Annotated in this window: 26 protein-coding genes; 16 read left to right on the top strand and 10 right to left on the bottom strand. The window is 55.4% G+C overall.

Going from position 1 to position 24,617, the window contains the following annotated elements; all coding sequences use genetic code 11:
• Positions 1-30 precede the first annotated feature (30 nt).
• Positions 31-1,497: a 1-hydroxycarotenoid 3,4-desaturase CrtD gene (gene crtD / locus TR2A62_RS12845; protein WP_009157940.1), complete on the bottom strand. Its 1,467-nt coding sequence runs from the start codon at positions 1,495-1,497 to the stop codon at positions 31-33.
• A gap of 129 nt (positions 1,498-1,626) precedes the next feature.
• Here crtD and TR2A62_RS12850 point away from each other — a divergent pair, with 129 nt between their 5' ends.
• From TR2A62_RS12850 to dxs, 13 genes are all read left to right on the top strand, one after another.
• On the top strand, positions 1,627-2,514 hold the full coding sequence (locus TR2A62_RS12850) for a polyprenyl synthetase family protein (protein ID WP_009158959.1): 888 nt from the start codon (positions 1,627-1,629) through the stop codon (positions 2,512-2,514).
• A gap of 9 nt (positions 2,515-2,523) precedes the next feature.
• Positions 2,524-3,654 carry a methyltransferase gene (locus TR2A62_RS12855; RefSeq protein ID WP_009159398.1) on the top strand — a complete coding sequence of 377 codons (1,131 nt, stop codon included), beginning with the start codon at positions 2,524-2,526 and terminating at the stop codon, positions 3,652-3,654.
• A 102-nt stretch (positions 3,655-3,756) separates the two neighbouring features.
• Positions 3,757-4,698 carry a chlorophyll synthesis pathway protein BchC gene (bchC, locus tag TR2A62_RS12860; RefSeq protein WP_009160498.1) on the top strand — a complete coding sequence of 314 codons (942 nt, stop codon included), beginning with the start codon at positions 3,757-3,759 and terminating at the stop codon, positions 4,696-4,698.
• Positions 4,695-5,696 carry a chlorophyllide a reductase iron protein subunit X gene (locus TR2A62_RS12865; protein ID WP_009157351.1) on the top strand — a complete coding sequence of 334 codons (1,002 nt, stop codon included), beginning with the start codon at positions 4,695-4,697 and terminating at the stop codon, positions 5,694-5,696. The genes bchC and TR2A62_RS12865 overlap by 4 nt, the downstream gene beginning before the upstream one ends.
• A complete protein-coding gene (gene bchY, locus TR2A62_RS12870) occupies positions 5,689-7,269 on the top strand; it encodes a chlorophyllide a reductase subunit Y (protein WP_009158378.1) in 1,581 nt (526 codons plus the stop codon). The genes TR2A62_RS12865 and bchY overlap by 8 nt, the downstream gene beginning before the upstream one ends.
• Positions 7,269-8,729: a chlorophyllide a reductase subunit Z gene (gene bchZ, locus TR2A62_RS12875; protein WP_009160838.1), complete on the top strand. Its 1,461-nt coding sequence runs from the start codon at positions 7,269-7,271 to the stop codon at positions 8,727-8,729. The genes bchY and bchZ overlap by 1 nt, the downstream gene beginning before the upstream one ends.
• Positions 8,726-8,947, top strand: coding sequence for a cytochrome PufQ (gene pufQ / locus TR2A62_RS12880; protein WP_009158601.1), 222 nt, complete (start codon positions 8,726-8,728; stop codon positions 8,945-8,947). Before bchZ ends, pufQ begins: the two co-directional genes overlap by 4 nt.
• 138 nt (positions 8,948-9,085) lie before the next feature.
• Positions 9,086-9,241, top strand: coding sequence for a light-harvesting antenna LH1, beta subunit (gene pufB, locus TR2A62_RS12885; protein ID WP_009158673.1), 156 nt, complete (start codon positions 9,086-9,088; stop codon positions 9,239-9,241).
• A 16-nt stretch (positions 9,242-9,257) separates the two neighbouring features.
• Positions 9,258-9,422, top strand: coding sequence for a light-harvesting antenna LH1, alpha subunit (gene pufA, locus TR2A62_RS12890; protein WP_009160871.1), 165 nt, complete (start codon positions 9,258-9,260; stop codon positions 9,420-9,422).
• Positions 9,423-9,535: 113 nt separating this feature from the next.
• The gene (gene pufL / locus TR2A62_RS12895; protein ID WP_009159999.1) at positions 9,536-10,366 is read left to right on the top strand and encodes a photosynthetic reaction center subunit L; all 831 of its coding nucleotides are present in this window, start codon (positions 9,536-9,538) and stop codon (positions 10,364-10,366) included.
• A gap of 14 nt (positions 10,367-10,380) precedes the next feature.
• Positions 10,381-11,307: a photosynthetic reaction center subunit M gene (gene pufM / locus TR2A62_RS12900; RefSeq protein ID WP_009159933.1), complete on the top strand. Its 927-nt coding sequence runs from the start codon at positions 10,381-10,383 to the stop codon at positions 11,305-11,307.
• 30 nt (positions 11,308-11,337) lie between these two features.
• Positions 11,338-11,577, top strand: coding sequence for an RC-LH1 core complex protein PufX (gene pufX / locus TR2A62_RS12905; protein ID WP_009159091.1), 240 nt, complete (start codon positions 11,338-11,340; stop codon positions 11,575-11,577).
• Positions 11,578-11,779: 202 nt separating this feature from the next.
• Positions 11,780-13,639 (top strand): 1-deoxy-D-xylulose-5-phosphate synthase, encoded by a 1,860-nt coding sequence (gene dxs / locus TR2A62_RS12910; protein ID WP_009157499.1) that lies wholly within the window; start codon positions 11,780-11,782, stop codon positions 13,637-13,639.
• Here dxs and idi read toward each other — a convergent pair.
• From idi to chlG, 4 genes are read right to left on the bottom strand one after another with little or no spacing between them, the layout of a single operon-like run.
• Positions 13,636-14,166: an isopentenyl-diphosphate Delta-isomerase gene (gene idi / locus TR2A62_RS12915; RefSeq protein ID WP_040820738.1), complete on the bottom strand. Its 531-nt coding sequence runs from the start codon at positions 14,164-14,166 to the stop codon at positions 13,636-13,638. The genes dxs and idi overlap by 4 nt on opposite strands.
• Positions 14,166-15,344, bottom strand: a complete 1,179-nt coding sequence (locus tag TR2A62_RS12920) for a geranylgeranyl diphosphate reductase (protein WP_009159471.1) — start codon at positions 15,342-15,344, stop codon at positions 14,166-14,168. Before TR2A62_RS12920 ends, idi begins: the two co-directional genes overlap by 1 nt.
• Position 15,345: 1 nt before the next feature.
• On the bottom strand, positions 15,346-16,632 hold the full coding sequence (locus TR2A62_RS12925) for a BCD family MFS transporter (RefSeq protein ID WP_009158232.1): 1,287 nt from the start codon (positions 16,630-16,632) through the stop codon (positions 15,346-15,348).
• Positions 16,629-17,528 (bottom strand): chlorophyll synthase ChlG, encoded by a 900-nt coding sequence (gene chlG / locus TR2A62_RS12930; RefSeq protein WP_009157949.1) that lies wholly within the window; start codon positions 17,526-17,528, stop codon positions 16,629-16,631. Before chlG ends, TR2A62_RS12925 begins: the two co-directional genes overlap by 4 nt.
• A gap of 153 nt (positions 17,529-17,681) precedes the next feature.
• Between chlG and TR2A62_RS12935 the strand changes: the two genes are divergently transcribed.
• Positions 17,682-18,125, top strand: a complete 444-nt coding sequence (locus TR2A62_RS12935) for a cytochrome c family protein (protein ID WP_009160305.1) — start codon at positions 17,682-17,684, stop codon at positions 18,123-18,125.
• A gap of 68 nt (positions 18,126-18,193) precedes the next feature.
• On the opposite strand, the gene hemE is transcribed toward TR2A62_RS12935, so the two are convergent.
• On the bottom strand, positions 18,194-19,228 hold the full coding sequence (hemE, locus tag TR2A62_RS12940; RefSeq protein ID WP_009158984.1) for a uroporphyrinogen decarboxylase: 1,035 nt from the start codon (positions 19,226-19,228) through the stop codon (positions 18,194-18,196).
• Between the two features lie 96 nt (positions 19,229-19,324).
• Here hemE and hemC point away from each other — a divergent pair, with 96 nt between their 5' ends.
• Together hemC and TR2A62_RS12950 are read left to right on the top strand one after the other, a co-directional pair.
• The gene (hemC, locus tag TR2A62_RS12945) at positions 19,325-20,275 is read left to right on the top strand and encodes a hydroxymethylbilane synthase (protein WP_009158578.1); all 951 of its coding nucleotides are present in this window, start codon (positions 19,325-19,327) and stop codon (positions 20,273-20,275) included.
• Complete coding sequence (locus TR2A62_RS12950; protein WP_050761093.1) at positions 20,238-21,176, top strand: NAD(P)H-binding protein; 939 nt, start codon at positions 20,238-20,240, stop codon at positions 21,174-21,176. The genes hemC and TR2A62_RS12950 overlap by 38 nt, the downstream gene beginning before the upstream one ends.
• On the opposite strand, the gene hemA is transcribed toward TR2A62_RS12950, so the two are convergent.
• The 4 genes from hemA to TR2A62_RS12970 are packed head-to-tail and all read right to left on the bottom strand — an operon-like array spanning position 21,173 to position 24,606.
• Positions 21,173-22,387, bottom strand: a complete 1,215-nt coding sequence (gene hemA, locus TR2A62_RS12955; RefSeq protein WP_009160698.1) for a 5-aminolevulinate synthase — start codon at positions 22,385-22,387, stop codon at positions 21,173-21,175. The two genes, TR2A62_RS12950 and hemA, sit on opposite strands and share 4 nt — an antisense overlap.
• Positions 22,377-23,183, bottom strand: coding sequence for a putative photosynthetic complex assembly protein PuhE (gene puhE, locus TR2A62_RS12960; protein ID WP_009159013.1), 807 nt, complete (start codon positions 23,181-23,183; stop codon positions 22,377-22,379). The genes hemA and puhE overlap by 11 nt, the downstream gene beginning before the upstream one ends.
• A complete protein-coding gene (gene acsF, locus TR2A62_RS12965; protein ID WP_009158148.1) occupies positions 23,183-24,313 on the bottom strand; it encodes a magnesium-protoporphyrin IX monomethyl ester (oxidative) cyclase in 1,131 nt (376 codons plus the stop codon). Before acsF ends, puhE begins: the two co-directional genes overlap by 1 nt.
• Complete coding sequence (locus tag TR2A62_RS12970) at positions 24,310-24,606, bottom strand: hypothetical protein (protein ID WP_009160697.1); 297 nt, start codon at positions 24,604-24,606, stop codon at positions 24,310-24,312. Before TR2A62_RS12970 ends, acsF begins: the two co-directional genes overlap by 4 nt.
• Between the last annotated feature and the right edge of the window lie 11 nt (positions 24,607-24,617).

Consider the following 24,617-nt stretch of genomic DNA (forward strand, 5'->3'; position numbering starts at 1 on the left):
ACCACCATGCGTAACCACCCGGCGGTACGTCTATATTGAAGGCAGGTCTTTCAAGATCGCCGCGACCGCGTGGTGCGCGGATAACACAGCCATCGGCACCCCCGCCCCTGGATGCGCACCGCCGCCAGTCAGGTATAACCCCCGCAGAGACGTGCGCGCTTTGGGGCGTTTGAATGCGGCCATCATCCCATGTGGGGACCGCCCGTAAAGCGACCCTTGCGAGGCTGGAAACATTTGGGCGAAGTCCTGAGGCTGGGTCACGCCTTGGGGTGTTGGCGAGAAGGTCAGCCCGTACTGGGAAAGCCGGTCTAAGATCAGTGTCTGACATGTGTGTCTCGCTTTATCAGTTGTGGCGGGGGGGCTGTTAAGAATGACCTCGAACCGTTCGGCACCTGTAGGCGTGCAGTCGGTGAAGCGGTCTTGGGCGCAGACATAAAGAGTGGGGTCTGTTTGCGGTTGGTTGTTAACCAAGGGCGCATATTCGTGGTGCGGATCGGTCGCGAAAAAGACATTGTGCGCCGACAGTTCTACCCCTTTGGGAATCGCCGCAAACGACATGACGCTAGCTGATAGGCTGCGCGGCTCGACCGCAGTATTTGGGAAGCTGTTTTCAACGGCAGGGCCAAGAAGACCTGTCGTCAATGCGCGCGGATCGCCATTGAATAACACCGCGTCGACAACATGGCGCGCGTCCGATGTGTGAACCGCACGGGCCGTTCCCGATTGCCCCTCGATGCGGGTGATCTGGCTGTTGTAGTGAAAGGTCGCACCAAGTGACATTGCGCATTTTTCAATCGCGTGGGCCAGTCGATGCATGCCACCTTTGACGTGCCACACGCCTTGCGCCTCGGCATGCCAAATCAAACTAAGGAGTGCAGGCGATGCGTTCGGCAGGCCGCCGACATAGGTCGCGTAGCGCGCGAAAAGCTGGGCCAAGCGCGGATCTGTGAACTGCTGTTGCAAGGATCTCGACAGGCTACGCAGCGGGTCCAATGCGGGAATCAGGGCCGGGTTTGTTGCAACGACGCGGGCCAAACCAGCGATAGTGGGTGCCGCTGATTGCATCATGCTCGGGTTGAAGGCGTCAAAGAGTTTTGCTGCGCGGTGCGCGAATCCTCTGAACTCTTGCGCGGATTTTGCGCCGAATGCAGTGCGAATGTTTTGGGCGCTGGCGGTGTGATCTTGCATCAGGTCCAGCCTCGTACCGTCAGGCCAGAAATGTCGCGCAAGCGTGTTTTGCGGCACCATGGTAACGTGGTCTTCAAGTGCAAGCCCCGCGTCTGAAAACAAGGTGTCAAACACAGGTTTTAGTGTCAAAACAGTGGGGCCTGCATCGATGGGGCCGGCCACACTTGGCACGGTGCGCATCTTGCCGCCAGGGGTTGCATGACGTTCAAAAACCGTGACCGCCGCACCGCTGTGGGCCAAACGCAATGCAGCGGCAAGACCGCCAATGCCGGCGCCGATAATTGCGATACGTGGCGCGCCTTTGGTCAAGTGGTGCAGTTCCTTTGCAAAGCTTCGGGATTGACAGGTGAGTGCAATCTGTCCAGATTAGTTTACATATGATATGTCATCAAGTGCTTACATAGTGATGGCAAGATCAGCTGACACGAGGAGTGGCCAATGGCGTTCACCGCCCGTATTGAAACTGCAATTCAAAGTGCCATTGCAGGAGGGCAGACGGCACCTTCGCCGGGTAAGCTTGCATCGGCTTTGCATTACGCGGTGACACCCGGTGGTGCGCGGATCAGGCCTACGATTTTGCTCAGTGTGGCTTCTGCCTGTGGGGATGATATGCCCAAACTGGCTGATGCGGCCGCGGCGGCACTTGAGCTGATCCATTGCGCGTCGTTGGTTCATGATGACCTGCCTTGCTTTGACGATGCCGACACGCGGCGTGGTAAACCTGCGGTGCATCGTGCTTTTGGTGAGCCGCTGGCGGTGCTGACCGGAGACAGCCTTATCGTGATGGCGTTCACTGTCTTGACGCAAAGCGCGCATCTACATCCAACGCGTGCGATTGAATTGATGAAGGTGTTAGCAGAGCGCACCGGCATGCCTAATGGGATTTGCGCTGGGCAAGGGTGGGAAAGCGAAGATCAGATTGATCTATCGGCGTATCACCGAGCCAAGACCGGAGCCTTGTTTATTGCAGCGACCCAAATGGGTGCGATTGCGGCTGGCCAAGATGGAGCGCCTTGGGATGAGTTGGGCGCGCGCATTGGCGAGGCGTTCCAAGTGGCCGATGATCTGCGTGATGCGCTTTATGACCAGGCGACATTGGGCAAGCCTGTGGGTCAGGATGATCTGCATGGGCGCCCGAACGCTGTGGCTGAACTGGGAGTCGAAGGGGCGATTGCACGGATGAAAGACATCTTAAGTGGTGCGATTGCGTCTATCCCAAAATGCCCTGGTGAGGCGATGTTGGCCAAGATGGTCAACGCGCAGGCAGAGATGCTGACACCGATGAAATGGCGCAGCACCAAGCATAGCACTGTACCCGGTGAATAAATGACCGATATGCCTGACAGCGGTGGTGCACCACGTATGCGGGGGTGGGCGGCGCGGCTGATTGCATCGCGCAAGTTCCAGAAATGGGCAGCGGCGTTTCGCCCGACGCGGGGCATTGTGCGGCGCGAAGGTGAGGCGCTTTTTGACCTGCTCTCAGGGTTTTGCCAAAGTCAGGTGCTGATGGCCTTGGTCCAGTTTGAAATTCCACAGATGCTGCTGGTAGGGCCGTTGACGGCCGAAGTTTTGGCGACACGCTGTGATGTGCCACATCCGCGCATGGTAATTCTGATGCGGGCGGCCGAGGCCCTCAAGCTGGTCAAGCAAAAGCGCGGAGGACGGTACGTTTTGGCGCGGCGTGGTGCCGCTTTGGCCGGCGTGCCGGGTCTTACAGCGATGATCAAGCACCATGAAATTTTGTACCGCGATCTGGCTGACCCCGCCGCGTTTTTTCGCGGTGAGACAAAGACCGAGCTGGCTGATTTCTGGCCTTACGTCTTTGGCGGAGAGATGGATGCCGCAGTCGCCAACACTTATTCGGATCTAATGGCGCAAAGCCAAGAGTTGGTCGCAGATGACACGTTGCGGACGCTTGATTTCTCGGACGTGACCACCTTTCTTGATGTGGGCGGTGGGTCCGGTGCGTTCTTGGAAAAGGTCGGGCGGGCATATCCAAAGCTCAATCTGGTTTTGTTTGATTTACCAGAGGTCGCACCTACGGCGGCGCCGCGATTTGCGGCGGCTGGCATGTCAGCGCGCGCGCGCATTGAGGGGGGATCGTTTATCAACGACCCGATTCCCCAAGGTGCCGATGCAATCAGTTTGGTGCGGGTGTTGTACGATCATTCTGATACGACTGTTGCGGCTTTATTGTCTAAGTGTTTTGACAGTCTGCCGGAGGGCGGACTGCTTTACATTTCCGAACCAATGTCAGGCGGTGATACGCCCGAGCGCGCAGGCGACGTATATTTCGCCCTTTATACATTGGCGATGCAGACCGGCAAAGCGCGGTCGATAGCTGAAATCTCGGCGCTTTGTGCTGCGGCTGGGTTCGAAGTTGTGCAGACGCCCATCCCATTTCGCCCGTTCGTGACGTGTTGTTTGGTGGCGCGCAAGGCTGGGCTTTCGCAAAGTGTCAATTAATATTGACACAAAGTAGTGTCCTACTTACGCTACACATAAGACATGCTGTCGCACCACTGAGTCTTTGTCGACCGGTGTAGGCAAGCAAGAAGGGGAGCCGCTTTGCAAACCACAGCCGTTATTCTGAAAGGTCCGCGTGATCTTGGATTGGATATGCTGGATATCACGGCCCCTGCGGCTGGTGATGTGGTGGTGCGGATCAACCATTCTGGAATTTCAACAGGCACAGAAAAGCTGTTCTGGTCAGGCGATATGCCGCCGTTCCCCGGCATGGGCTATCCACTGGTGCCAGGTTACGAGGCGACCGGAGAGGTCGTCGAGGTCAGTAGTGGAAGTCAGTATAATGTCGGCGACACGGTGTTTGTGCCGGGTGCCAATTGCTACGAAGGTGCGTTCGGTCTGTTTGGCGGTGCCGCCCGATTGCTGGTGAGCTCTGAAGACCGCGTGACGAAAATTGATAGTGGTCTTGGTGCCGAAGGTGCGTTGCTTGCCCTTGCCGCGACTGCGCGCCACGCGATGGCGGGGCAGGGCAAAGCGGTGCCTGATCTGATTGTTGGACACGGAGTACTTGGACGGCTGCTTGCACGGTTAACTGTTGCCGCTGGTGCGCCAGCACCGACAGTTTGGGAAATTGATCCTGCACGCCGAAGCGGTGCCGTTGGTTATGCCGTGATCGATCCCGAAACGGACGAGCGCCACGACTACACTTCTATCTACGATGCATCTGGGTCGGCTGCAGTGTTGCCACAACTGATTGGGCGGATCGCTAAGGGTGGCGAGATCGTTTTGGCTGGGTTCTACACCGATCCCATCAGCTTTGCATTTCCACCGGCCTTTATGAAAGAGGCGCGGTTCCGCATCGCAGCTGAATGGAACAAGCATGATCTGACAGCCACGCGCGCGCTTGTTGAAAGCGGAAGCCTTAGCCTTGGCGGATTGATCACCCACACATCAAAGGCAGCCGACGCGACGCGCGCCTACGAGACGGCGTTCAGTGATCCGGCGTGCCTGAAAATGATGTTAAATTGGAAGGACGCATCGTGAAAGATGAAGTGCCAAATCTAAAAGATTTTGACCAACGCTTGCGCGACGAGGCAAGCGAGCCAACGCTGGAAGTGCCGAAAGGCGAACCGACCAGCAAGACACAGATCATCGCAATCTATGGCAAAGGCGGGATTGGTAAATCGTTCACGCTGGCAAACCTCAGCCACATGATGGCCGAGCAGGGCAAGCGCGTTTTGCTGATTGGGTGTGACCCGAAATCCGATACGACATCATTGCTGTTTGGCGGCAAGGCTTGTCCGACGATAATTGAAACCTCTGGAAAAAAGAAGATTTCTGGCGAAGAGGTGAAGATCGGTGATGTGTGCTTCAAGCGCGGTGGCGTCTTTGCGATGGAGCTAGGCGGACCAGAGGTTGGTCGTGGCTGTGGTGGTCGTGGGATTATCCACGGGTTTGAACTGCTCGAAAAACTTGGGTTCCACGATTGGGACTTTGACTATGTGCTGCTCGATTTCTTGGGCGATGTGGTCTGCGGCGGTTTCGGCCTGCCCATTGCGCGGGACATGGCGCAAAAGGTTATCCTTGTGGCGTCCAACGATTTGCAATCGCTTTATGTGGCCAACAACGTGTGTTCCGCTGTGGAATATTTCCGCAAGATGGGCGGCAATGTTGGCGTCGCAGGTCTTGTGATCAACAAAGACGACGGCACCGGCGAGGCCGCAGCGTTCGCTGAAGCGGTCGATATCCCGATCCTTGCGTCTATTCCGCAAGACGATGATCTACGTAAAAAATCTGCGAATTATCAGATTGTTGGCACATCAAAATCCCAATGGGGTGAGCTGTTTGGCCAGCTTGGTGATGCTGTAGGGCTGGCACCACCTGTGCGGCCAACACCGCTGGATCAAGACGGATTGCTTGGCCTGTTCGATAGCAAAGATACGGGCGGTGATTACGAATTGGTGCCTGCGACCGACATGGACATGCGTGGCAAAAAATCTGCGCCAAAGGCCAGCCTAGAAGTGGTCTATGACGATGTCTGAAGGCATTGACCAAGGCCGTGAAGGGTTCGAGGTCGGCTATGACACCGATGGAAACCTATCAGTGACCGAAGCCAGCGAAGCTGTGGAAGCTATCGCTGTCGAGGGTGGCTGCACGGCCGGAGTCGGTGCGATGGATGCGGCGGCGCGTGCCGCTGGCAAGTCCGAAATCTTGGACCAATACGCGGCGGACTATCCACAAGGACCGCACGACAAACCACAAAGCATGTGCCCTGCGTTCGGGTCATTGCGGGTGGGTTTGCGCATGAAGCGCACGGCCACGATCTTAAGTGGTTCGGCGTGTTGTGTTTATGGTTTGACGTTTGTCTCGCATTTTTACGGTGCGCGTAGGTCGGTCGGATACGTACCGTTCAACTCGGAAACATTGGTCACGGGCAAGCTGTTCGAGGACATTCGCGAGGCAGTGCATGTCATTGCCGACCCAGAGAAACTGGATGCAGTTGTGGTGACCAACTTATGTGTGCCAACAGCGTCTGGTGTACCGCTTCGGTTGCTACCCGAAGAGATCAATGGCGTGCGGATCGTTGGCATTGACGTACCAGGCTTTGGCATCCCAACACATGCAGAAGCGAAAGATGTGCTTGCCGGTGCGATGCTGAATTATGCGCGCAAAGAGATTGAAGCTGGTCCTGTTGCAATGCCTGCCAGCGGTAAATCGGACCGTCCAGCAGTTAGTCTCTTGGGTGAAATGTTTCCTGCTGATCCGATGGTGATTGGGCAGATGTTGGCGCCTTTGGGTCTGGCGGCTGGACCCGTTGTGCCTTGCCGTGAGTGGCGTGAATTGTATGCAGCACTCGACTGTGGTGCGGTGGCTGCAATCCATCCGTTCTACACTGCCAGTGTGCGCGAATTCCAAGCCGCACGGCGTCCTGTGATTGGGTCCGCGCCTGTGGGTTATGACGGCACGGATGCGTGGCTGTCGGCGATTGGTGATGCGTTCGCCTTGCCGCAGAAAACGATTGATGACGCGAAGAACCAATTCCTTCCGATGATCAAAACTGCGCTTGAAGGTGCACAGATCAATGGGACGATCACGTTGTCTGGTTATGAGGGTAGCGAACTACTTGTTGCACGGTTGCTCATCGAGAGTGGTGCTGATGTGCCATATGTTGGCACCGCTTGCCCGAAGACGCCTTGGAATGAGGTGGATGCGGCTTGGTTGGCCGATAAGGGTGTGAAGGTGAAATTCCGCGCGTCGCTAGAAGACGATTGCGCCGCGATGGAAGCGATCAAACCGGACCTTGCAATTGGCACGACGCCAGTTGTGCAAAAGGGCAAAGAGCTCGGGATTCCGTCCTTATATTTCACGAACCTGATTTCAGCACGGCCTTTGATGGGTGCGGCTGGCGCAGGATCGTTGGCGCAAGTTGTCAATGCCGCGATGGGCAACAAAGCGCGGATGGATCACATGCGTGAATTCTTCGAAGGTGTTGGTCATGGTGACACCGCTGGAGTTTGGGAAAAGTCCCCGAACGTACAGCCAGGATTTCGTGCGACGAATGCCAAGAAATTGGAGCGTGCCGCCAAGGCCGCCAAAGCGGCGGAGATGATCTGATGCTAGTGCAAGATCATGATCGCGCGGGCGGATATTGGGGGGCGGTTTATGCCTTCTGTGCCGTCAAAGGGTTGCAATGTGTCATCGATGGACCGGTCGGGTGCGAAAACCTGCCGGTGACTTCTGTGCTTCACTATACCGACGGCCTGCCGCCGCATGAATTGCCCATCGTGGTGACCGGACTTGGTGAGGAAGAGATGGGATCGGGCACGGAGGAGTCGATGAAGCGGGCTTGGGACGTGCTAGATCCTGCTCTGCCTGCAGTTGTTGTGACAGGGTCGATTTCGGAAATGATCGGTGGCGGTGTCACGCCGCAGGGCACCAATATTCAACGGTTTTTGCCCCGTACGATTGATGAGGATCAATGGGAAGCCGCCGACCGCGCGATGACATGGATCTTTACGGAATTTGGCATGACCAAAGGGCGCATGCCGCCCGAAAAAAAGCGTGAAGAGGGTGCAGCACCGCGCGTGAACATTCTGGGTCCGATGTATGGCACGTTCAATATGCCGTCCGATCTGGCTGAAATTCGCCGCCTTGTCGAAGGGATTGGTGCCGAAATTAATATGATTATGCCGCTCGGTGCGCATGTAGCCGAAATGCGTGGGTTGGTGAATGCTGATGTGAACGTTTGCATGTACCGCGAATTTGGTCGCGGTCTTTGTGAAGTTCTGAATAAGCCTTATCTGCAGGCGCCGATTGGGATTGAATCGACCACCAAGTTTTTGCGCACTTTGGGCAAGATGCTGGACCTCGACCCAGAGCCGTTTATCGAGCAAGAGAAGCATTCCACAATTAAACCTGTTTGGGATTTGTGGCGGTCTGTGACGCAAGACTTCTTTGCAACGGCGTCTTTCGCAATTGTTGCGAATGAAACGTATACCCGCGGTATTCACAATTACCTTGAGACTGATTTGGGATTGCCATGTGCATTCGCTGTTGCGCGATTGCGTGGCAAGAAAACGAATAACGACGATGTGCGCGCCATGATGCACGAGAAAAAGCCGTTGATCGTTTTGGGATCCATCAATGAAAAAATGTATCTGGCCGAAATGAAGGCGGGCTTTGGCCCGGCACCTTCATTTATTCCGGCGTCTTTTCCTGGAGCTGCAATTCGGCGCGCAACGGGTACGCCGTTTATGGGCTACGCTGGGGCGACGTATCTATTGCAGGAAGTCTGCAATAGCTTGTTTGATGCACTGTTTCATATTCTGCCGCTTGGCACTGAAATGGATGCCACGCCTGCAACACCAACGACATTGCGCCGCGATTTCCCTTGGGATTTGGATGCGCAGAAACGACTGGATGAGATCGTCGCATCGCATCCAATTTTAACACGTATTTCCGCCGCCAAGACGTTGCGAGATGCCGCTGAAAAGCGCGCGCTTGAAAACGGGGACGAGCGGGTCGTGTTGGAGATCGTCGATGATCTTCAACCAGCTTTGGGAGGAGCCAAATGACTGACTTCACGCATGATATCCCGGACTCAAAACGGCATCGCCAAACGACTGGTGAATACCGCGTCTACCTTGGATTGATCTTTCTGGCCGCCGTGCCGTTTTGCACTGCGATCTGGGCTTACCGCCTCATCCATCAAGCAAAACTGCCCGCGCAAGGCCCGATTCAAAGTGCACTTTCAGAAGCGCGCACGATTACACCGCGCATCTTTTGGGCGTAAACGCATGCCCCCGCACAGGTAGGTGACAACAAGATCCGCTTATCCTTCAGGCGGTGGAATTAAGGCAGGGGAGGAGCCCTTGTTGCAACCCAGTCGCGGGGGACGCGCGGCGTCAGTACTTATTCTTAGGAGAAAAAAATGGCTGATAAACAAGACCTTAGCTTTACAGGTCTCACAGACGAACAAGCGCAAGAACTGCACTCAGTTTACATGCAAGGACTCATGGTCTTCACGGCTATCGCAGTCGTTGCTCATATCCTGACGTACATCAAACTGCCTTGGTTCGATTGGTAAAGGGAGAACAGAAAATATGGCACAGTTTTACAAAATCTGGCTGATCTTCGACCCACGTCGCGTCTTCGTGGCACAGGGTGTTTTCCTGTTCTTGCTGGCAGCAATGATTCACCTCGTTCTGTTGAGCAATCCAGAGACAAATTGGTTCGAGCGTGCGTTCAGCACGATGGCCGACGAGTAACTCAGCTAATCAAAACAGCTATGGGCGGCATTCGTGTGCCGCCCATAGCAAACAGATTTCATTTGAACATGGCCGTCCTGATACGCGGACTGTGATGAGTAGGGAGAGAGAAGATGGCATTGCTCAGCTTCGAAAGAAAATACCGGGTTCGCGGTGGAACACTGGTTGGTGGTGATCTATTCGATTTCTGGGTGGGTCCCTTCTATGTTGGCTTTTTTGGTGTCACTACGATCTTTTTCGCCGCTCTTGGCACGTTTCTGATCATTTATGGCGCCGCATTGGGCAACACATGGAACCCGTGGTTAATTTCGATCAATCCACCGTCGTTAGAGGTGGGTCTTGGGATTGCACCCTTGGCTGAAGGGGGGTTGTGGCAAGCGATTACAGTTTGTGCCACATTTGCGTTCCTCAGTTGGATGATGCGCGAGGTCGAAATTTGCCGCAAATTGGGCATGGGATATCATGTGCCTTTTGCCTTTAGCATCGCGATTTTGGCATATGTGACGCTGGTCATTATCCGCCCACTTTTGTTGGGTGCTTGGGGCCACGGCTTTCCATACGGTATCTTTAGTCACCTCGATTGGGTGAATAACGTGGGCTACGCCTACGGGAACTTCCACTACAATCCGGCGCATATGATCGCGATCACGTTCTTCTTTACGACGTGTTTTGCGCTGGCGCTGCACGGATCTTTGGTGCTGTCCGCGGTCAATCCGGGCAGAGGCAAAACGATTGCGACACCGGATCACGAAGACACCTATTTCCGCGATCTTATCGGTTATTCTATCGGGCCATTGGGCATCCACCGCTTGGGTCTGTTTTTGGCGCTAAGTGCCGTGGTCTGGAGTGCGATTTGTATCGTGATCTCGGGTACGATTTGGTTCGATAGCTGGGCGAGCTGGTGGGATTGGTATGCCGATTTGCCTTGGTGGCGGGACCTGTAAGGAGGACATGAAAAATGGTTGAATATCAAAATATCTTTACGCAAGTTCAGGTCCAAGGACCGCCCGAGATGGGGCTCGATCCAACGGGGCGGCTTGAAAACGAACGCACCAAACGCGCAAGCTTTTCGAAGTTGGCAGGTCTGTTCGGTAACGCGCAGTTGGGGCCAATCTACTTGGGCACTTTTGGTGTCGTGTCGCTGGCAACAGGTGCGTTGTGGTTTCTGATCATCGGCATCAGCTTTTTGGCGCAGGTCGACTATTCTATCCCGCTTTTCCTGAAGGAATTGTTCTGGCTGTCGTTAGAGCCGCCTTCAGAGGATTACGGGTTGGGTATGGCCCCGTTGGATGACGGTGGCGCTTGGTTGATTGCGTCATTCTTCTTGCTGGTCTCTGTGATCTCCTGGTGGATCCGCACGTACCTGCGGGCCGAAGAGCTGGGCCTGGGCAAGCACGTATCCTGGGCGTTCGCGTCGGCGATCTGGTTGTTCCTTGTGTTGGGTCTGATCAGACCGATTATGATGGGATCATGGGCCGAAGCTGTGCCTTACGGCGTGTTCTCTCACCTTGATTGGACGAACCTGTTTTCACTCACTTATGGAAACCTGTTTTACAATCCGTTCCACGCGCTAAGCATTGCCTTCCTTTATGGATCAGCCCTGCTGTTTGCGATGCACGGTGCGACAATTCTGGCGGTCAGCCGGTACGGCGGCGAGCGTGAGATTGAGCAGATCGTGGACCGCGGTACTGCGTCCGAGCGTGCGGCTTTGTTCTGGCGCTGGACCATGGGCTTTAACGCCACGATGGAAGGTATTCACCGCTGGGCTTGGTGGTTCGCAGTTCTAACAACGCTGACAGGCGGTATCGGAATTCTGTTAACTGGCACGGTCGTCGATAACTGGTTCGTCTGGGCCCAAGATCATGGCTACGCACCGCTTGATTAAGCGGGGCGTCCCCAAGAGAGGATTAAGACTATGAGTGACAATCACGACTATCTGAGTACGAGCGAAAATTCGAAGTTTCGCCTCAGTGCCGACGTTCTGATGCTGATGCTGAAGGGGGCGGGGTATGCCGCGGCTTTTTGTCTGGCGCTATGGTTCATCTTGGTCGCGTTGCATTGGATCGGTTTGCTGTTGCCAGAGGATTCAAAATACCGGCCAGACCCGACACCTTATTCGTTTTACATGTCCGATCAGCAGATCGATTTGGTCTAATAATTCCTTCGGGCCGTGTTTGGCCGGGGGGTCCTCTTTCCGAATGGTTAAGTCCCTTGATCATTTGGAAATCGTCGGAATTTTGTAAAGTTTCGACACGTCCTGTTGGCTACGGGAGGCAGATGCCGGTTGGACACCCAACCCCATCTGTTCCCGAGCCAACAGGTCCTAATTCATAACTTAGTTCCGAGGGGTCCTTGTCATGACATCTATTTTAGACAACATCGCAGGCCCATCTGACCTAAAGGGCCTAAGCGATCCGGACTTGTCGCAATTGGCCGATGAATTGCGCACCGAAGTGATCGAGGCTGTAGCCACAACGGGCGGGCATTTGGGGTCATCCCTTGGTGTGGTTGAACTGACGGTTGCATTGCATGCGGTGTTCGACACCCCACGTGACAAGTTGATCTGGGATGTCGGCCACCAATGTTATCCGCATAAGGTTTTGACGGGACGCCGCGCGCAGATGAAGACCTTGCGCCAAGAGGGTGGTATTTCGGGGTTCACCAAACGCACTGAAAGTGACTTTGATCCGTTTGGTGCGGCACATTCCAGCACGTCAATTTCGGCAGCTTTGGGTTTTACCGTGGCGCGCGATATGGGTCAGCCTACGGGTGATGCTGTCGCCATTATCGGCGACGGTTCGATCAGCGCAGGAATGGCCTACGAAGCGATGAACAACGCTGGCGCAGAAGGGCGGCGGATGTTTGTGATCCTTAACGACAATGAGATGAGTATTGCGCCACCCGTTGGGGCGATGTCGCAATATATGTCGCGGCTTGCGGATACGCCGCTTGGTGCGGCTTTGCCCGGGCCACTGCGTGATCATGCGCGGCGTGCGCGGGAATTAGTGACAGGTAGGACGACATCCAGCGGTACGATGTTCGAAGAGCTGGGGTTCGAGTATGTCGGCCCGATCAACGGGCATGACATGGATCAATTGTTGGCCGTTCTGCGCAGTGTGCGGACCCGCGCGACAGGGCCTGTCTTGATCCATTGCTGCACAGTGAAAGGTAAGGGATATGCGCCTGCCGAAAACTCGGCCGACAAATATCACGGAGTATCAAAGTTTGATGTGTCCAGCGGTGCGCAAGCCAAGTCTGGGTCGAACGCACCAAGCTATACATCGGTCTTTGGTCATGCTTTGACGCGAATTGCAGCACGAGATTCCAAGATAGTTGGGATCACTGCAGCTATGCCGTCTGGCACTGGTATGGATATATTCGCCGATGCCTTTCCCCGCCGGGTGTTTGATGTTGGCATTGCCGAACAACATGGTGTGACCTTTGCCGCGGGTTTGGCGGCCGGCGGATTGAAACCGTTTTGTGCGATTTATTCGACCTTCCTACAACGTGGGTACGACCAGATCGTGCATGATGTAGCGCTGCAAAACCTGCCTGTCCGCTTTGCGATTGATCGCGCGGGGCTGGTGGGTGCTGATGGTGCTACACATGCGGGTGCGTTTGATGTGGGCTACCTAAGCGCCTTGCCGAACATGACTGTAATGGCCGCATCTGACGAAGCCGAACTTGTGCATATGGTAGCGACCGCTGTGGCCCATGATGCTGGGCCGATTGCGTTTCGATATCCGCGCGGCACTGGTACGGGGGCGGCTGTTCCCGACTTGGGCGAGGTGCTCGAGATTGGCAAAGGTCGTGTTGTGCGCGAAGGGGCTGATGTCGCTATTCTGTCGTTTGGGGCGCATCTATCTGAAAGCCTGAAGTCTGCTGATATGATGGCTGCCCAGGGTGTGACGGCCACGGTTGCCGACGCGCGATTTGCAAAGCCGCTTGATCACGCATTGATCCGCCAGCTGGTCAAACACCACAAAGCGCTGATTACGATTGAGCAAGGATCGCAGGGCGGTTTTGGCGCGATGGTGCTGCACTACATGGCAGGCGAGGGGCTGCTTGATGGCGATATCGCTGTGCGCACCATGACGTTGCCGGATCGGTTTATTGATCAAGCGGCACCTGATGCGATGTATGCTGATGCTGGGCTGACGGCGACGGATATTGCGGCGACTGCGATCCAAGCTGTCAAGACGCGCGCCCGGGTTTAAACCCCTGCCATTTCTTTGAAGATCATTTCGCTGTGCTGCTCCATATAAATATGCAGCCAAGGTGTGAATATTTCGGGCGTGGTCGCTAGCTGATTTTGTAGATCGGTAATTGAAACCCAACGTGTGGCCATCACCTCTTCTGGGTTTGGCGCCAGTTGCAGGTTGAACTGGGTATGGGCCGTATAGACCTCGACCACTTCATGTTCGATCAACCCACCGCCGACATGGGCGCGGTATTCGACTTGGCCGCGATGATGTAGGGGTAGTTTTGTGATGCCCAGTTCTTCGTTCAGGCGGCGGGTCGCACAACGGTGTGGATCCTCTTGCCAATCGGGATGCGTGCAACAGGTGTTCGCCCATTGACCGGGCGTGTGGTATTTGCACATGGCGCGCTGCTGGATCAGGATATAGTCACCTGAAATCACAAAGATCGATACAGCTTTGTGCCGCAAGCCACGCAGATGCGCGTCAAGTTTTTCGACAGGTTGCAGCATGCCGTCAACCCAAGCGGGGATCATGATAGCCATCAGACGCGCGTCTCAGAAACAAGGCGCGTCAGATGCGCGAGGTTCTTGATGCCGATTTTCAAGTGCGCCATAGGGCGGGCCTTGATCAGGCGCTTGTTCATGTAAGCCTCGAATGTCAGGCGCTGCACGTCCACATCGTGGCAAAGCGACACGAACCGCTCGCGGCGCTCGTCGCTGCGGTAGTAGGCGTTTTGCATCGCACCAAGGACTTTGAACACGGATTTATGCTCGCGCATGAAAAGCTTGCGGGCAAGTTGGAGGTCTTTGCTGCGGCCTGTTGCAATGCAAGCGCTGGCAGCCGTGGCGGCCACGCGACCACCCAGCATGGCGTAGTAAATGCCTTCACCAGAGGACGGGGCTACGACGCCTGCGGCATCACCAGCAAGTACCACATCGGTGCCGTTGTCCCACTTGTCCATTGGGCGCAGTGGAATTGGCGCGCCTTCACGGCGCAGGGTTTTGCAATCGGTCAAACCGTGGGCTGCGCGGATGTCTGCAGTCGCTCTCTTGAGGTCTACGCCTTCGATGCCGGTGCCGATGCCGATGCTGGCGGATCTGCCGTGCGGGAAAATCCAGCCATAGAAATCGGGTGAGATTTTACCGTCATAGATAACGTCACAACGCAACGGGTCGTAGTCAGCGCTAAGGGCTGGGGCCTCGATTATTTCGTGATAGGCGATGACGTATGGAATTTTGTCGCCGCCGGGCACTTCGGCCTTTGCGACTTTTGATCGGGCACCGTCTGCTCCGATGATAATTTTGGTGCGCAACGTGCGTTCTTTGCCGCTGTCCTTGTCGCGGTAAATGACAGTTGTTTGACCCGCGGTGCGATTGATCCGCAAAAAGGTACCTGTCAGGCAGTGAGCGCCAGCCTTACCCGCACGGTCCCGCAGAAAAGGGTCAAAATCCTTGCGGTCGACCATGCCGACAAAGCCGTTCTCAATAGGGATGTCGACCTTGCGGCCAGTGGGCGAGATCATCCTTGCGGTGTTAACCTTGGCCACAAGTTGGTCGTCGGGGATACAAAAATCTTCGATGGCGCGCGGTGGGATCGCACCGCCGCAAGGTTTGATCCGACCTTCGCGGTCGATCATCGCAACTTTATGGCCCGAGCGTGCAAGGTCTTGTGCTGCTGTGGCACCTGATGGGCCCCCTCCGATCACGATGACATCATACATGTTATTCTCCAGGGACCATTGTGGCAGGCATGATGGCCTGTGGGGTTTCCATAACTCGCGCAGACATCATGGCCGCGGCGAGAAAGAGCAGTGCTTCGAACGCAAAGACCGTACCAAAAGCGGGACCATCTGGTGCGAAATTGCGCGCGATATCGACAAGCACAGCGCCTGTTAGGCCGCCAAAGCCTGCGGCAATCGCTTGGGCTGCCCCCCATAGACCCATTCGTGTGCCTTCGCGTTGGCCGCGCCCTTCGGAAGCGAGCGCCATCATTGCTCCGATGGCGGCGACTGCAAACATCCCATTAAAGAAGCCGAGGGCCACGACAAGGTAAATAAAGTTCAGGGCGGTGTAGGCGAAACCAGTCATGCAGATCAGTGTCAGCACCGCGCAAGAACCCAAGCAACCGACCATGACCCATGTTCGCAGTGCGCCGATTTTCAGGCCAGTGGCCATAATGCCGACGGTCAACATCCCGATGAACACGCCACCGTTTTGCGCACCGCTAAGGGTGGTGGATTGCCCCGGGGTAAAGCCAAAGACGAGGCCTGCGTAAGGTTCCAAGATCAGCTCTTGCATGAAGTAGGCGTTCATCGACAGAAATACGAAGATGGTGAAATTGCGGGTTTTTTCTTCGGCCCAAATCTCTTGCATGCCTTGGATGAACGGCGTGGGGGCTTCTGGCTTCATCGGGGTCACGCGGGATTCAATGCGGCCGATAGCGATGGTTGTAAGGAGCACTGCGATGGCAGCGATAACCGTGACGACGGTCATCAGGCGTTGGGGCGAGTAGGGGTCAAGGAATTGACCCGATAGCCCTGCGGTCACGGCGATCCCAAAGATCATCATCAGCCACGTGATTGTCGCAGCCGCAGCGCGGCGGTTGGGGGCCGTTGCTGTGGCAAGCAGTGCCAGAAGCGACGTGCCTGATGCGCCGACACCGATGCCGATCAGCGCATAAGACGCGATTGATAGGATGATTGCGGCCATGAAGCTTTGCGCAAAGAGTGTGACGGCGAAAGCAGCGCCGATGCCGCCAGCAGCGAGGATCGACATGCCGCCAATGATCCAGCGTGTGCGATTGCCGCCTGTGTCAGAGGTATACCCCCAACGCGGGCGCGACAGCTGGATGCCGTAGTGAAGGCCGACCAACGCGCCAGGCAACAAGGCGGGCAACGCGAACTCGACAACCATCAAGCGGTTGAGCGTTGATGTGGTCAATACGACAACCGCGCCAAGAGCCATTTGTACCAACCCAAGACGGGCAATTTGGCCCCATGATAAGTTCATGAAATGCTCCTAAGTGCGAAGGCGGTGATCATCATGCCGCTGACATACATCGCGACGCCGGTGGCGTTGTACCAAGGCGCGCGCGCTTTGGGGTCAGTCAGTAAAATGCTCATCGCACAAAATTGCGCGGCAATTAAAACGGTGATGGCTATCGCGAAGAGCGGCTTACCCCATACGACTAGCAAAGCTGCAACAACAACCTGCGGAACGGCCATAACCCAGCAAGCAGCGCGGGCTGCGCGTTCTGGCCCTAGGGTGACAGGCAAGGAATTGACGCCCGTTTGGCGGTCGCCTTCCAGCGCCTTGAAGTCGTTCAGGGTCATGATGCCATGCGCGCCTGTGGCATACAGGGCCGCAATGGTGATGACAGGCCAGCTAGGTGAGCCAACGGATAAAACGGCAGCGCCCGTGAACCACGGCAAGCCTTCGTAGCAAAGGCCAACAAGCCCAGGCCCCCACCAACCGGACCGCTTCATTCGGATGGGTTCGGCTGAATAAGCCCATGCAGCCAATACACCAAAGATTGTGGCGCCAAAGCCCCAAGGGCCAAGTTGCGCGCCAACGATTAGCGACAGCGCGGACATGGCGAGTGCGATATATAGACCCCACTTGCCCGGAATGCGGCCAGACGGAATTGGCCGGTCGGGTTCGTTGATGGCATCAACGTGACGGTCGCACCAATCATTGGCGGCTTGACTCATGCCGCAAACGATGGGGCCGGCAAGGATGATGCCCAAAATGATCAACGCCCAATGGCCGCTTAACGAAACACCAGAGGAGACAACGCCACACAGATACGCCCACATCGGCGGAAACCATGTGACAGGCTTGATCAGGCGCAACATCGCAGCTGGTTCAGGCCACCGGCGCAGGGTCGGAGCAGGAAAATCGGTCATAGTGTAAGTTTAGCGTTACAGTTGTAGACTCTTCAAGTGTAAAGTTGGATTGACATTTTGGTGATTCAAGCCATGATTTGTCTTAATGCGAATGCATGACTTTACCTGTGAAGGAGTCGTGCTAGTTTAGTTATCGGAATGGGAGATTTTTGAATGAAGAAAATGTTGGTTTCTAGTTTGAGCCTGTGTCTTCTGGCCGCTCCGGCGTTCGCCGATGGCCACGCTACGGGCGACGCTGAAGCAGGTGCTGCAGTGTTTAACCAGTGCAAAGCCTGTCACTCGATCGTTGATGACGAGGACAACGTCATTTTGCGCGGCGGCAAGAACGGCCCGAACCTTTATGGTGTCTACACGCGCACTGCGGGAACGCAGCCGGACTTTACAAAGTATGGCGATTCTCTAATTGCGACGGGTGAAGCCGGATTGGCTTGGAATGAAGAGGACTTTGTTGCTTATGTCGAAGATCCGCGGGCGTTCCTGCGCGAGTATCTGGATGACCGTCGTGCACGCTCGAACATGGCGTTCAAGCTGCGGAAAGAAGATGATCGCCGCGATGTCTGGGCGTACCTTGTTTCCGTCGGGCCAGCTGCCGAATAGTCTAGCGTCTTGATGCTTTTGCATAATGCGCGACAAAGACCTGCCGATTGTGGCAGGTCTTTTGCGTTTTAGATGCCGCGCACGGTATCGATCATCAATTGGACATTTTCGGGATCGGCATCAGGGGTGATCCCGTGACCCAGATTAAAGATGTGCGGACCACCCGAAAAGGCATCTACGATTTTGCGGGTCTCAGCCACAAGCGCATCACCCCCCGTCACCATATGCCGCGAAGCCAGATTGCCCTGTACGCAGCCGCCTGTTTGAACATTTTTCGCGGCCCAGTCAGCACTTACACCGTCATCAAGTGCGATACAATCAGCCCCAATTGCGGTGTGAAGATTGCCATATTTTTCGCCCGCACCACGCGGGAATGCGATGATTGGCACGTCGGGGTAGGCCGATTTCAGGGCGGATGTAATCTTGCGCATAGGCGCGATTGAATACTGCGCGAAGTCGTCGCCATGCAGTGAGCCCGCCCAGCTGTCGAATAGCTTGATCACTTCTGCGCCCGCTTCGATTTGCGCGCTAAGATAGACGATTGTAGCGTCAGTGATGATGTCAATTAGCCCATCAAAAACCAAACGGTTTTCATCCTTGAGCGCATGTGCCGGCCCTTGATCTGGTGTGCCTTGGCCCGCAATCATATAGGTCGCGACCGTCCAAGGGGAGCCTGCGAAACCGATCAATGTCGTCCCGACCGGAAGGGATTTGGACAGGATTTTGATCGTCTCGTAAATCGGTGAGAGGTGATCGTTTACATCAGCTGCAGGTTTCAAAGCGGCAAGCTGATCAGCGGTTGTGATGGTCGACAAACGCGGGCCTTCACCCGTGACGAACCATAGGTCGGCACCCAAAGCTTGCGGCAACAATAGGATGTCTGCGAACAAAATTGCGGCATCAAACCCATAGCGGCGAATGGGCTGCAACGTCACCTCGGCCGCGAGTTCAGGGTTATAGCACAACGACAAAAAGTCCCCGGCTTGCGCGCGTGTGGCTTTGTATTCGGGCAGGTAACGGCCCGCTTGGCGCATCATCCAAATTGGCGGGACGGGCAAGGCTTCACCAGAAAGGGCACGCAAGACAGTTTTCTGAATAGTCATCGCTGGTCTTCCTATGTTTGACCCATCATTTATGCACCGTAACATCGGACATACGCAACAGTTGTAAACATTAGTTTACACCTTTAGAACGGGTTTATGACATATGACTTGCCCGTCCCGACAAAGCCTTTGAAAATTGGAACGCGTGGCTCGCCTTTGGCCCTTGCCCAAGCGCACGAGACCCGCGAGCGCTTGGCCGCTGCCTTTGATTTGCCGCATGAAGCGTTTGCCATTCAGGTCATCCAGACCACAGGCGACCGGATCATTGACCGCCCTCTCAAAGAGATTGGCGGTAAGGGGTTATTCACCCGCGAGATCGAACAGGCGATGCTGGACGGGTCCATCGATATCGCCGTGCATTCGATGAAGGATATGCCGACTTTGCAGCCTGACGGGTTGCTGTTGGACACCTATCTGCCGCGTGAAGACGTGCGCGATGCGTTCATTGCATTGGACGGTGGGACGCTGGCCGATCTGCCGGATGGTGGAGTTGTCGGTACATCTAGTTTGCGTAGGCAAGCGCAATTGAGATTGCGGCGACCCGACTTGCAGGTCGTCGAATTTCGCGGGAACTTGCAGACACGGTTAAGGAAGTTGGGTGACAAAGTCGCCGATGCTACCTTCCTTGCGATGGCTGGGTTGAATCGTTTGAAAATGGACGATGTGACGCGCACTCCGATCGAAGTCGAGGAGATGCTGCCCGCTGTGGCGCAAGGCGCCATCGGGATTGAGCGGCGGGCGAATGATTTACGTGCTGCGGACATGCTTGCAGCGATCCATGATAGGCTGACGGGGCAACGATTATCAGCAGAGCGCGCATTCCTACAAGCACTTGACGGATCATGTGAAACCCCGATTGCAGCGCTGGCAGAATTAGACGGAACTTCGATGCGATTGCGTGGAGAAGTCTTGCGCCCCGATGGGTCAGAGGCGATTGGTGATGACGTGACCATATTGATCGAAGACGGCGCAGCTGCGGGGCAAGCTATGGCCGCGCGCCTGTTGGCAAATGCCGGAGAAGGGTTCTTTGACTGGCGTGTCAGTTAAACGAATTGCCCTATTTGGTGCAACTGGCACCGCGGGGCGGGGTGCGTTTAGGGCGCTGAAAGTTGCGGGTTATGATGTCACCTGCATCGGGCGCAGAGATGCGCAGATCATCGCGGATGTCACGCAACCTTTAGAGATAGCTGAAAAGTTTGATGTTGTGGTGTCGTGTCTGGCGTCGCGATCCGGCAGCACGGATGATGCCTGGGCGATTGATCATCTAGCGCATTTGAACATTCTGGCGTGGGCCGAAGACACAGGTGTCGGGCAGTTCATTTTGTTGTCGGCTATCTGCGTGCAAAAACCAAAGCTTCCTTTTCAACAGGCCAAGCTTGCGTTCGAGGCCGCATTGACGCAATCGACGCTGACCTATTCCATTGTGCGTCCGACCGCGTTCTTTAAATCCTTATCAGGGCAGATCGACCGTGTGCGTCGCAGAAAACCGTTTCTGGTGTTTGGTGATGGCACATTGACGGCTTGCAAACCGATCAGTGATGATGATTTGGGACGGTTTATCGCGCAATGCGTCGATGACCTTACTCTGCACAATCAAGTGTTGCCGATTGGCGGACCAGGGGATGCGATCACGCCGCTGGATCAGGCGGCGGCCTTGTCAGCGTTTCTTGGCCAGCCCATTAGAATAAAACGTGTTCCTGTCGCGATGATGCGCATAATTTATCATGGACTGCGCATCGCTGGATTTGTCAGCTCTAAGGCCGCAGCCAAGGCCGACCTTGCCCGCATCGGCCATTACTATGCAACAGAGTCAATGCTGGTTTGGGACGGGGCACGCTACGATGCAGATGTGACCCCATCGACGGGGACGGAGACCCTGTTCGATTATTACGCGCAGGTGATCGCCGACGATACGTCTGTGCAACGCGGCGATCATAGCGTTTTTTAGGCGACTGCGTGGGCAATGGCGCATTGCTTCCAAAGGGAAGTCAATGCTGCGACAAGGTGGTCAATGTCGGCGTCCTTGTGCAATGGGGACGGGGTAAAGCGCAAACGCTCTGTCCCTTTTGGCACTGTGGGGTAGTTGATGGGTTGAACGTAAATGCCCCATTCGTTCATCAAGAAATCTGCCAGCATCTTTGTTTTTACCGGATCTTTGATCATCACCGGCACGATGTGGCTTGCGTTTGCCAGATGCGGAATGCCCGCGCGGTCAAGACCAGCGCGCAGTTTTGCGACTTGGGCTTGATGTTGCGTCCGCTCTGCCGTCGATTGCTTCAGGTGCATGATCGATGCGCGCGCGGCAGCAGCGACTGCAGGCGGTAGCGCCGTGGTGAAGATAAAGCCTGATGCAAAACTACGGATGAAATCACACAAGGCCGTCGATCCGGTGATATATCCGCCGACAACGCCAAATGCCTTGCCAAGCGTGCCTTCGATCAGCGTGATACGGTCCATCAGGCCTTCGCGCTCAGCGACGCCGCCGCCACGTGGACCGTAAAGACCAACCGCGTGAACTTCGTCCAGATATGTCATCGCGCCGTACTTTTCAGCGACCTCGACAATCTCGCGAATGGGGGCAATGTCTCCATCCATCGAATAGACGGATTCGAACGCGACAATTTTGGGCGCGTTGGCGGGCAGGGCCGCCAGTTTTGCCTCTAGGTCGGCCACGTCGTTGTGGTTCCAGATGACTTTTTGCGCGCGGCTGTGACGAATACCTTCGATCATTGACGCGTGGTTGCCTGAGTCGCTCAGGATAACACATCCCTCAAGACGGCTACCCAAAGTACTGAGAGCGGCCCAGTTTGACACGTAACCGGAGGTGAAAAGCAATGCCGCTTCTTTGCCGTGCAGGTCCGCCAATTCGCGCTCCAACAACAGGTGGTCATGGTTCGTACCAGAAATATTGCGCGTGCCACCAGCCCCAGTGCCTGTGCGCTGGACAGCTTCGCACATTGCTTCGATGACCAGTGGGTTTTGACCCATGCCAAGGTAGTCGTTTGAACACCAGACGGTAACATCGCGGACTTCGCCATCTTGGTGATTGGCCGCGTGTGGGAACTTGCCGCACTTGCGCTCTAGCTCTGCAAAGTAACGGTAGTTGCCTTCTTCCTTGAGCGCATCAAGTTGGTTTTGAAAAAGCGTATCAAAGTTCATGGGACTGTCCTGTCTTATGGGTCGTTGGCAGCGCGGGTAGCATCCAGCGCCAAAGTTTCGCGTCTGGCAATGGAATGATCATCAGCCAGTGTTCAATGGTAGCCAGCGCTGACAATGCCAGCAGAAGCGTGAAGCCCACCGTTTGTGCGCCGGCATCCGCAGACATCAGACGTTCTGCAAAGTAAGCAGTGGCGAGGCTCAGGAGGGTGACGCCGATGACAAATGCGACGGTCACATTGCCTTGGCGGAAATAGCTTTTAAGGTGCTGCAAAGGGCGCGGCACAAATTCGGTATTGATCCGTGGCACGCCGAAGAACAAATTCAGCTTCGCTGAGATCCGCGCTGCGAACAACAATAAGTAAGCCCAAAAGCCAAAGGTGTTTTCGGCGCCTGTCGTCGCAACGGTGACGATCAGTAAGCCGCCGAGCAGTAGCAATTCGTGGTAGGATAATGTGTTCCATGCGCGAACGAACCGGCCCCAACCATTGAGCGTTTCAGGGCAGGGGCGGCGCTCTGGTCCGGTGATGACGCCGGATAGAAACGCAAGTTCGATCCAGCCCCAAACCATCAATACTGAAAAGAATGCAAAGTAGACATTCCCGACTGTCAGCGTTGTCGCTGACAGAACCAACCCCAAGATGCCAAGCGCGAATAGCGGAGTGCCAAAGACCACAGATCGCCCGTGAGCCGTGGCCCCACCGCCATCCGCGCGACGCACGATCAGTAAAATGATCCCGGTGAAGAACCACCAAGAAAAAATTGCGATCGCTGCGGCTATCCAAGCGGATGAAAGCATTAGTATGCGGGCTCCAATCGTGGGCTGTCGGGTACCGTGTGTTTGTGGCTCGGAATGGTAAAGACGGCGACGAACGCTGATGCGGCTTTTGCCATACCTGTCATCCGGCTGAAGAAACCACCGATCCCCCCGCGTTCTTTGGCGGCTGCGATCTGACGAGAGGCGGCTTCCATCCGGTCAAGGTTCGGACGCCAGCGCGGGTGGTCGATGTCCAACGTGATCGGGAACACTTGTTTGGTGATCTCAGACGTTTTGCGGAATACTTCTTGGCCGTACCACGTGACGTCAACACCAAGCGCTTTGTGGAACAAGGGGCGCTGATGGTCGCGGACCCACATGGTGGAATAAACGGCGGTAAGGAAGAACTTGATCCACATTTTGTTTGCCCACGTTTCGGTCAGTTTCGGATCTGTTTTGAGCAACAGTGCGAAAGCTTCGCCGTGGCTAAATTCGTCATTGCACCACTCTCGGAACCACAAAAAGATTGGGTGGAAGCGCAGTTCTGGGTTCTTTTCCAGATGGCGATAGATTGTGATGTAACGCGCATAACCGATCTTCTCGGATAGATATGTTGCGTAATAAATGAACTTGGGGCGGAAGTAGGTGTACTTCTTCGCTTGGGTCAAAAACCCAAGGTTCACGCGGATGCCAGCTTCGCGCAGCGCATCGTTGATGAAGCCTGCGTGACGCGCTTCGTCACGGGCCATTAGCTGGAACAATGTCGTGATGTCTTCGTTAGACCCACGGCGCTTCATCTCTTTATATAGAACACAGCCAGAGAATTCGGCGGTGCAGGACGAGATCAGGAAGTCGATGAATTCTGCCTTCAGAGCAGGCTCCATCCCGTCCCAATCGACAGTGCCCCAATCGTCGTTCTTTTTGAAGTGGCCCTTGTTGGGGTCGGACTTCATCTGAGCGATCAGTTTGTCCCAATCGGCACGCACTGGGGTGACGTCTATCGCGTCCATCTCGGCAAAATCAGTGGTGTAAAAGCGCGGCGTCAGCAGCGTGTTTTGCATCGCAATCTCAGTCGCTTTTTCCGATGTCATCGGGCCATCATCCAGAGCGTCTTGTGCGGCAATCGCCTCTTCAGCGGTGGCAGCGAAGGCGGAGTGTGTTGGAACATTCATGACAAAACCTCCTCGGAAAACGAAAACTCACACAGTTCCATGAACTCGAAATCACCTGTCAGGCGGGTCCAGATTTGTTCGATTGTCGACGCCCGAGTGATGGTCGCGGTGCGGTTCTCTTCGACCAATTCACCGTAGGGCGCCATGATCTCAGGACCGTGAACCTGCACGGTATCGCCCGGGTTTACGACAGCCCCGTTGTTGAATTTGACATGCGCTGACAGCTCTTCGAAACGATGGCTAATCGTGACGGTGCATGGTGCCGTTTCTTTTGTTCTGGTAAAAAGTCCCATGTTTGTTGTCC

The sequence above is a fragment of the Thalassobium sp. R2A62 genome, from assembly GCF_000161835.1.
Classification (GTDB): Bacteria; Pseudomonadota; Alphaproteobacteria; order Rhodobacterales; family Rhodobacteraceae; genus Thalassobium.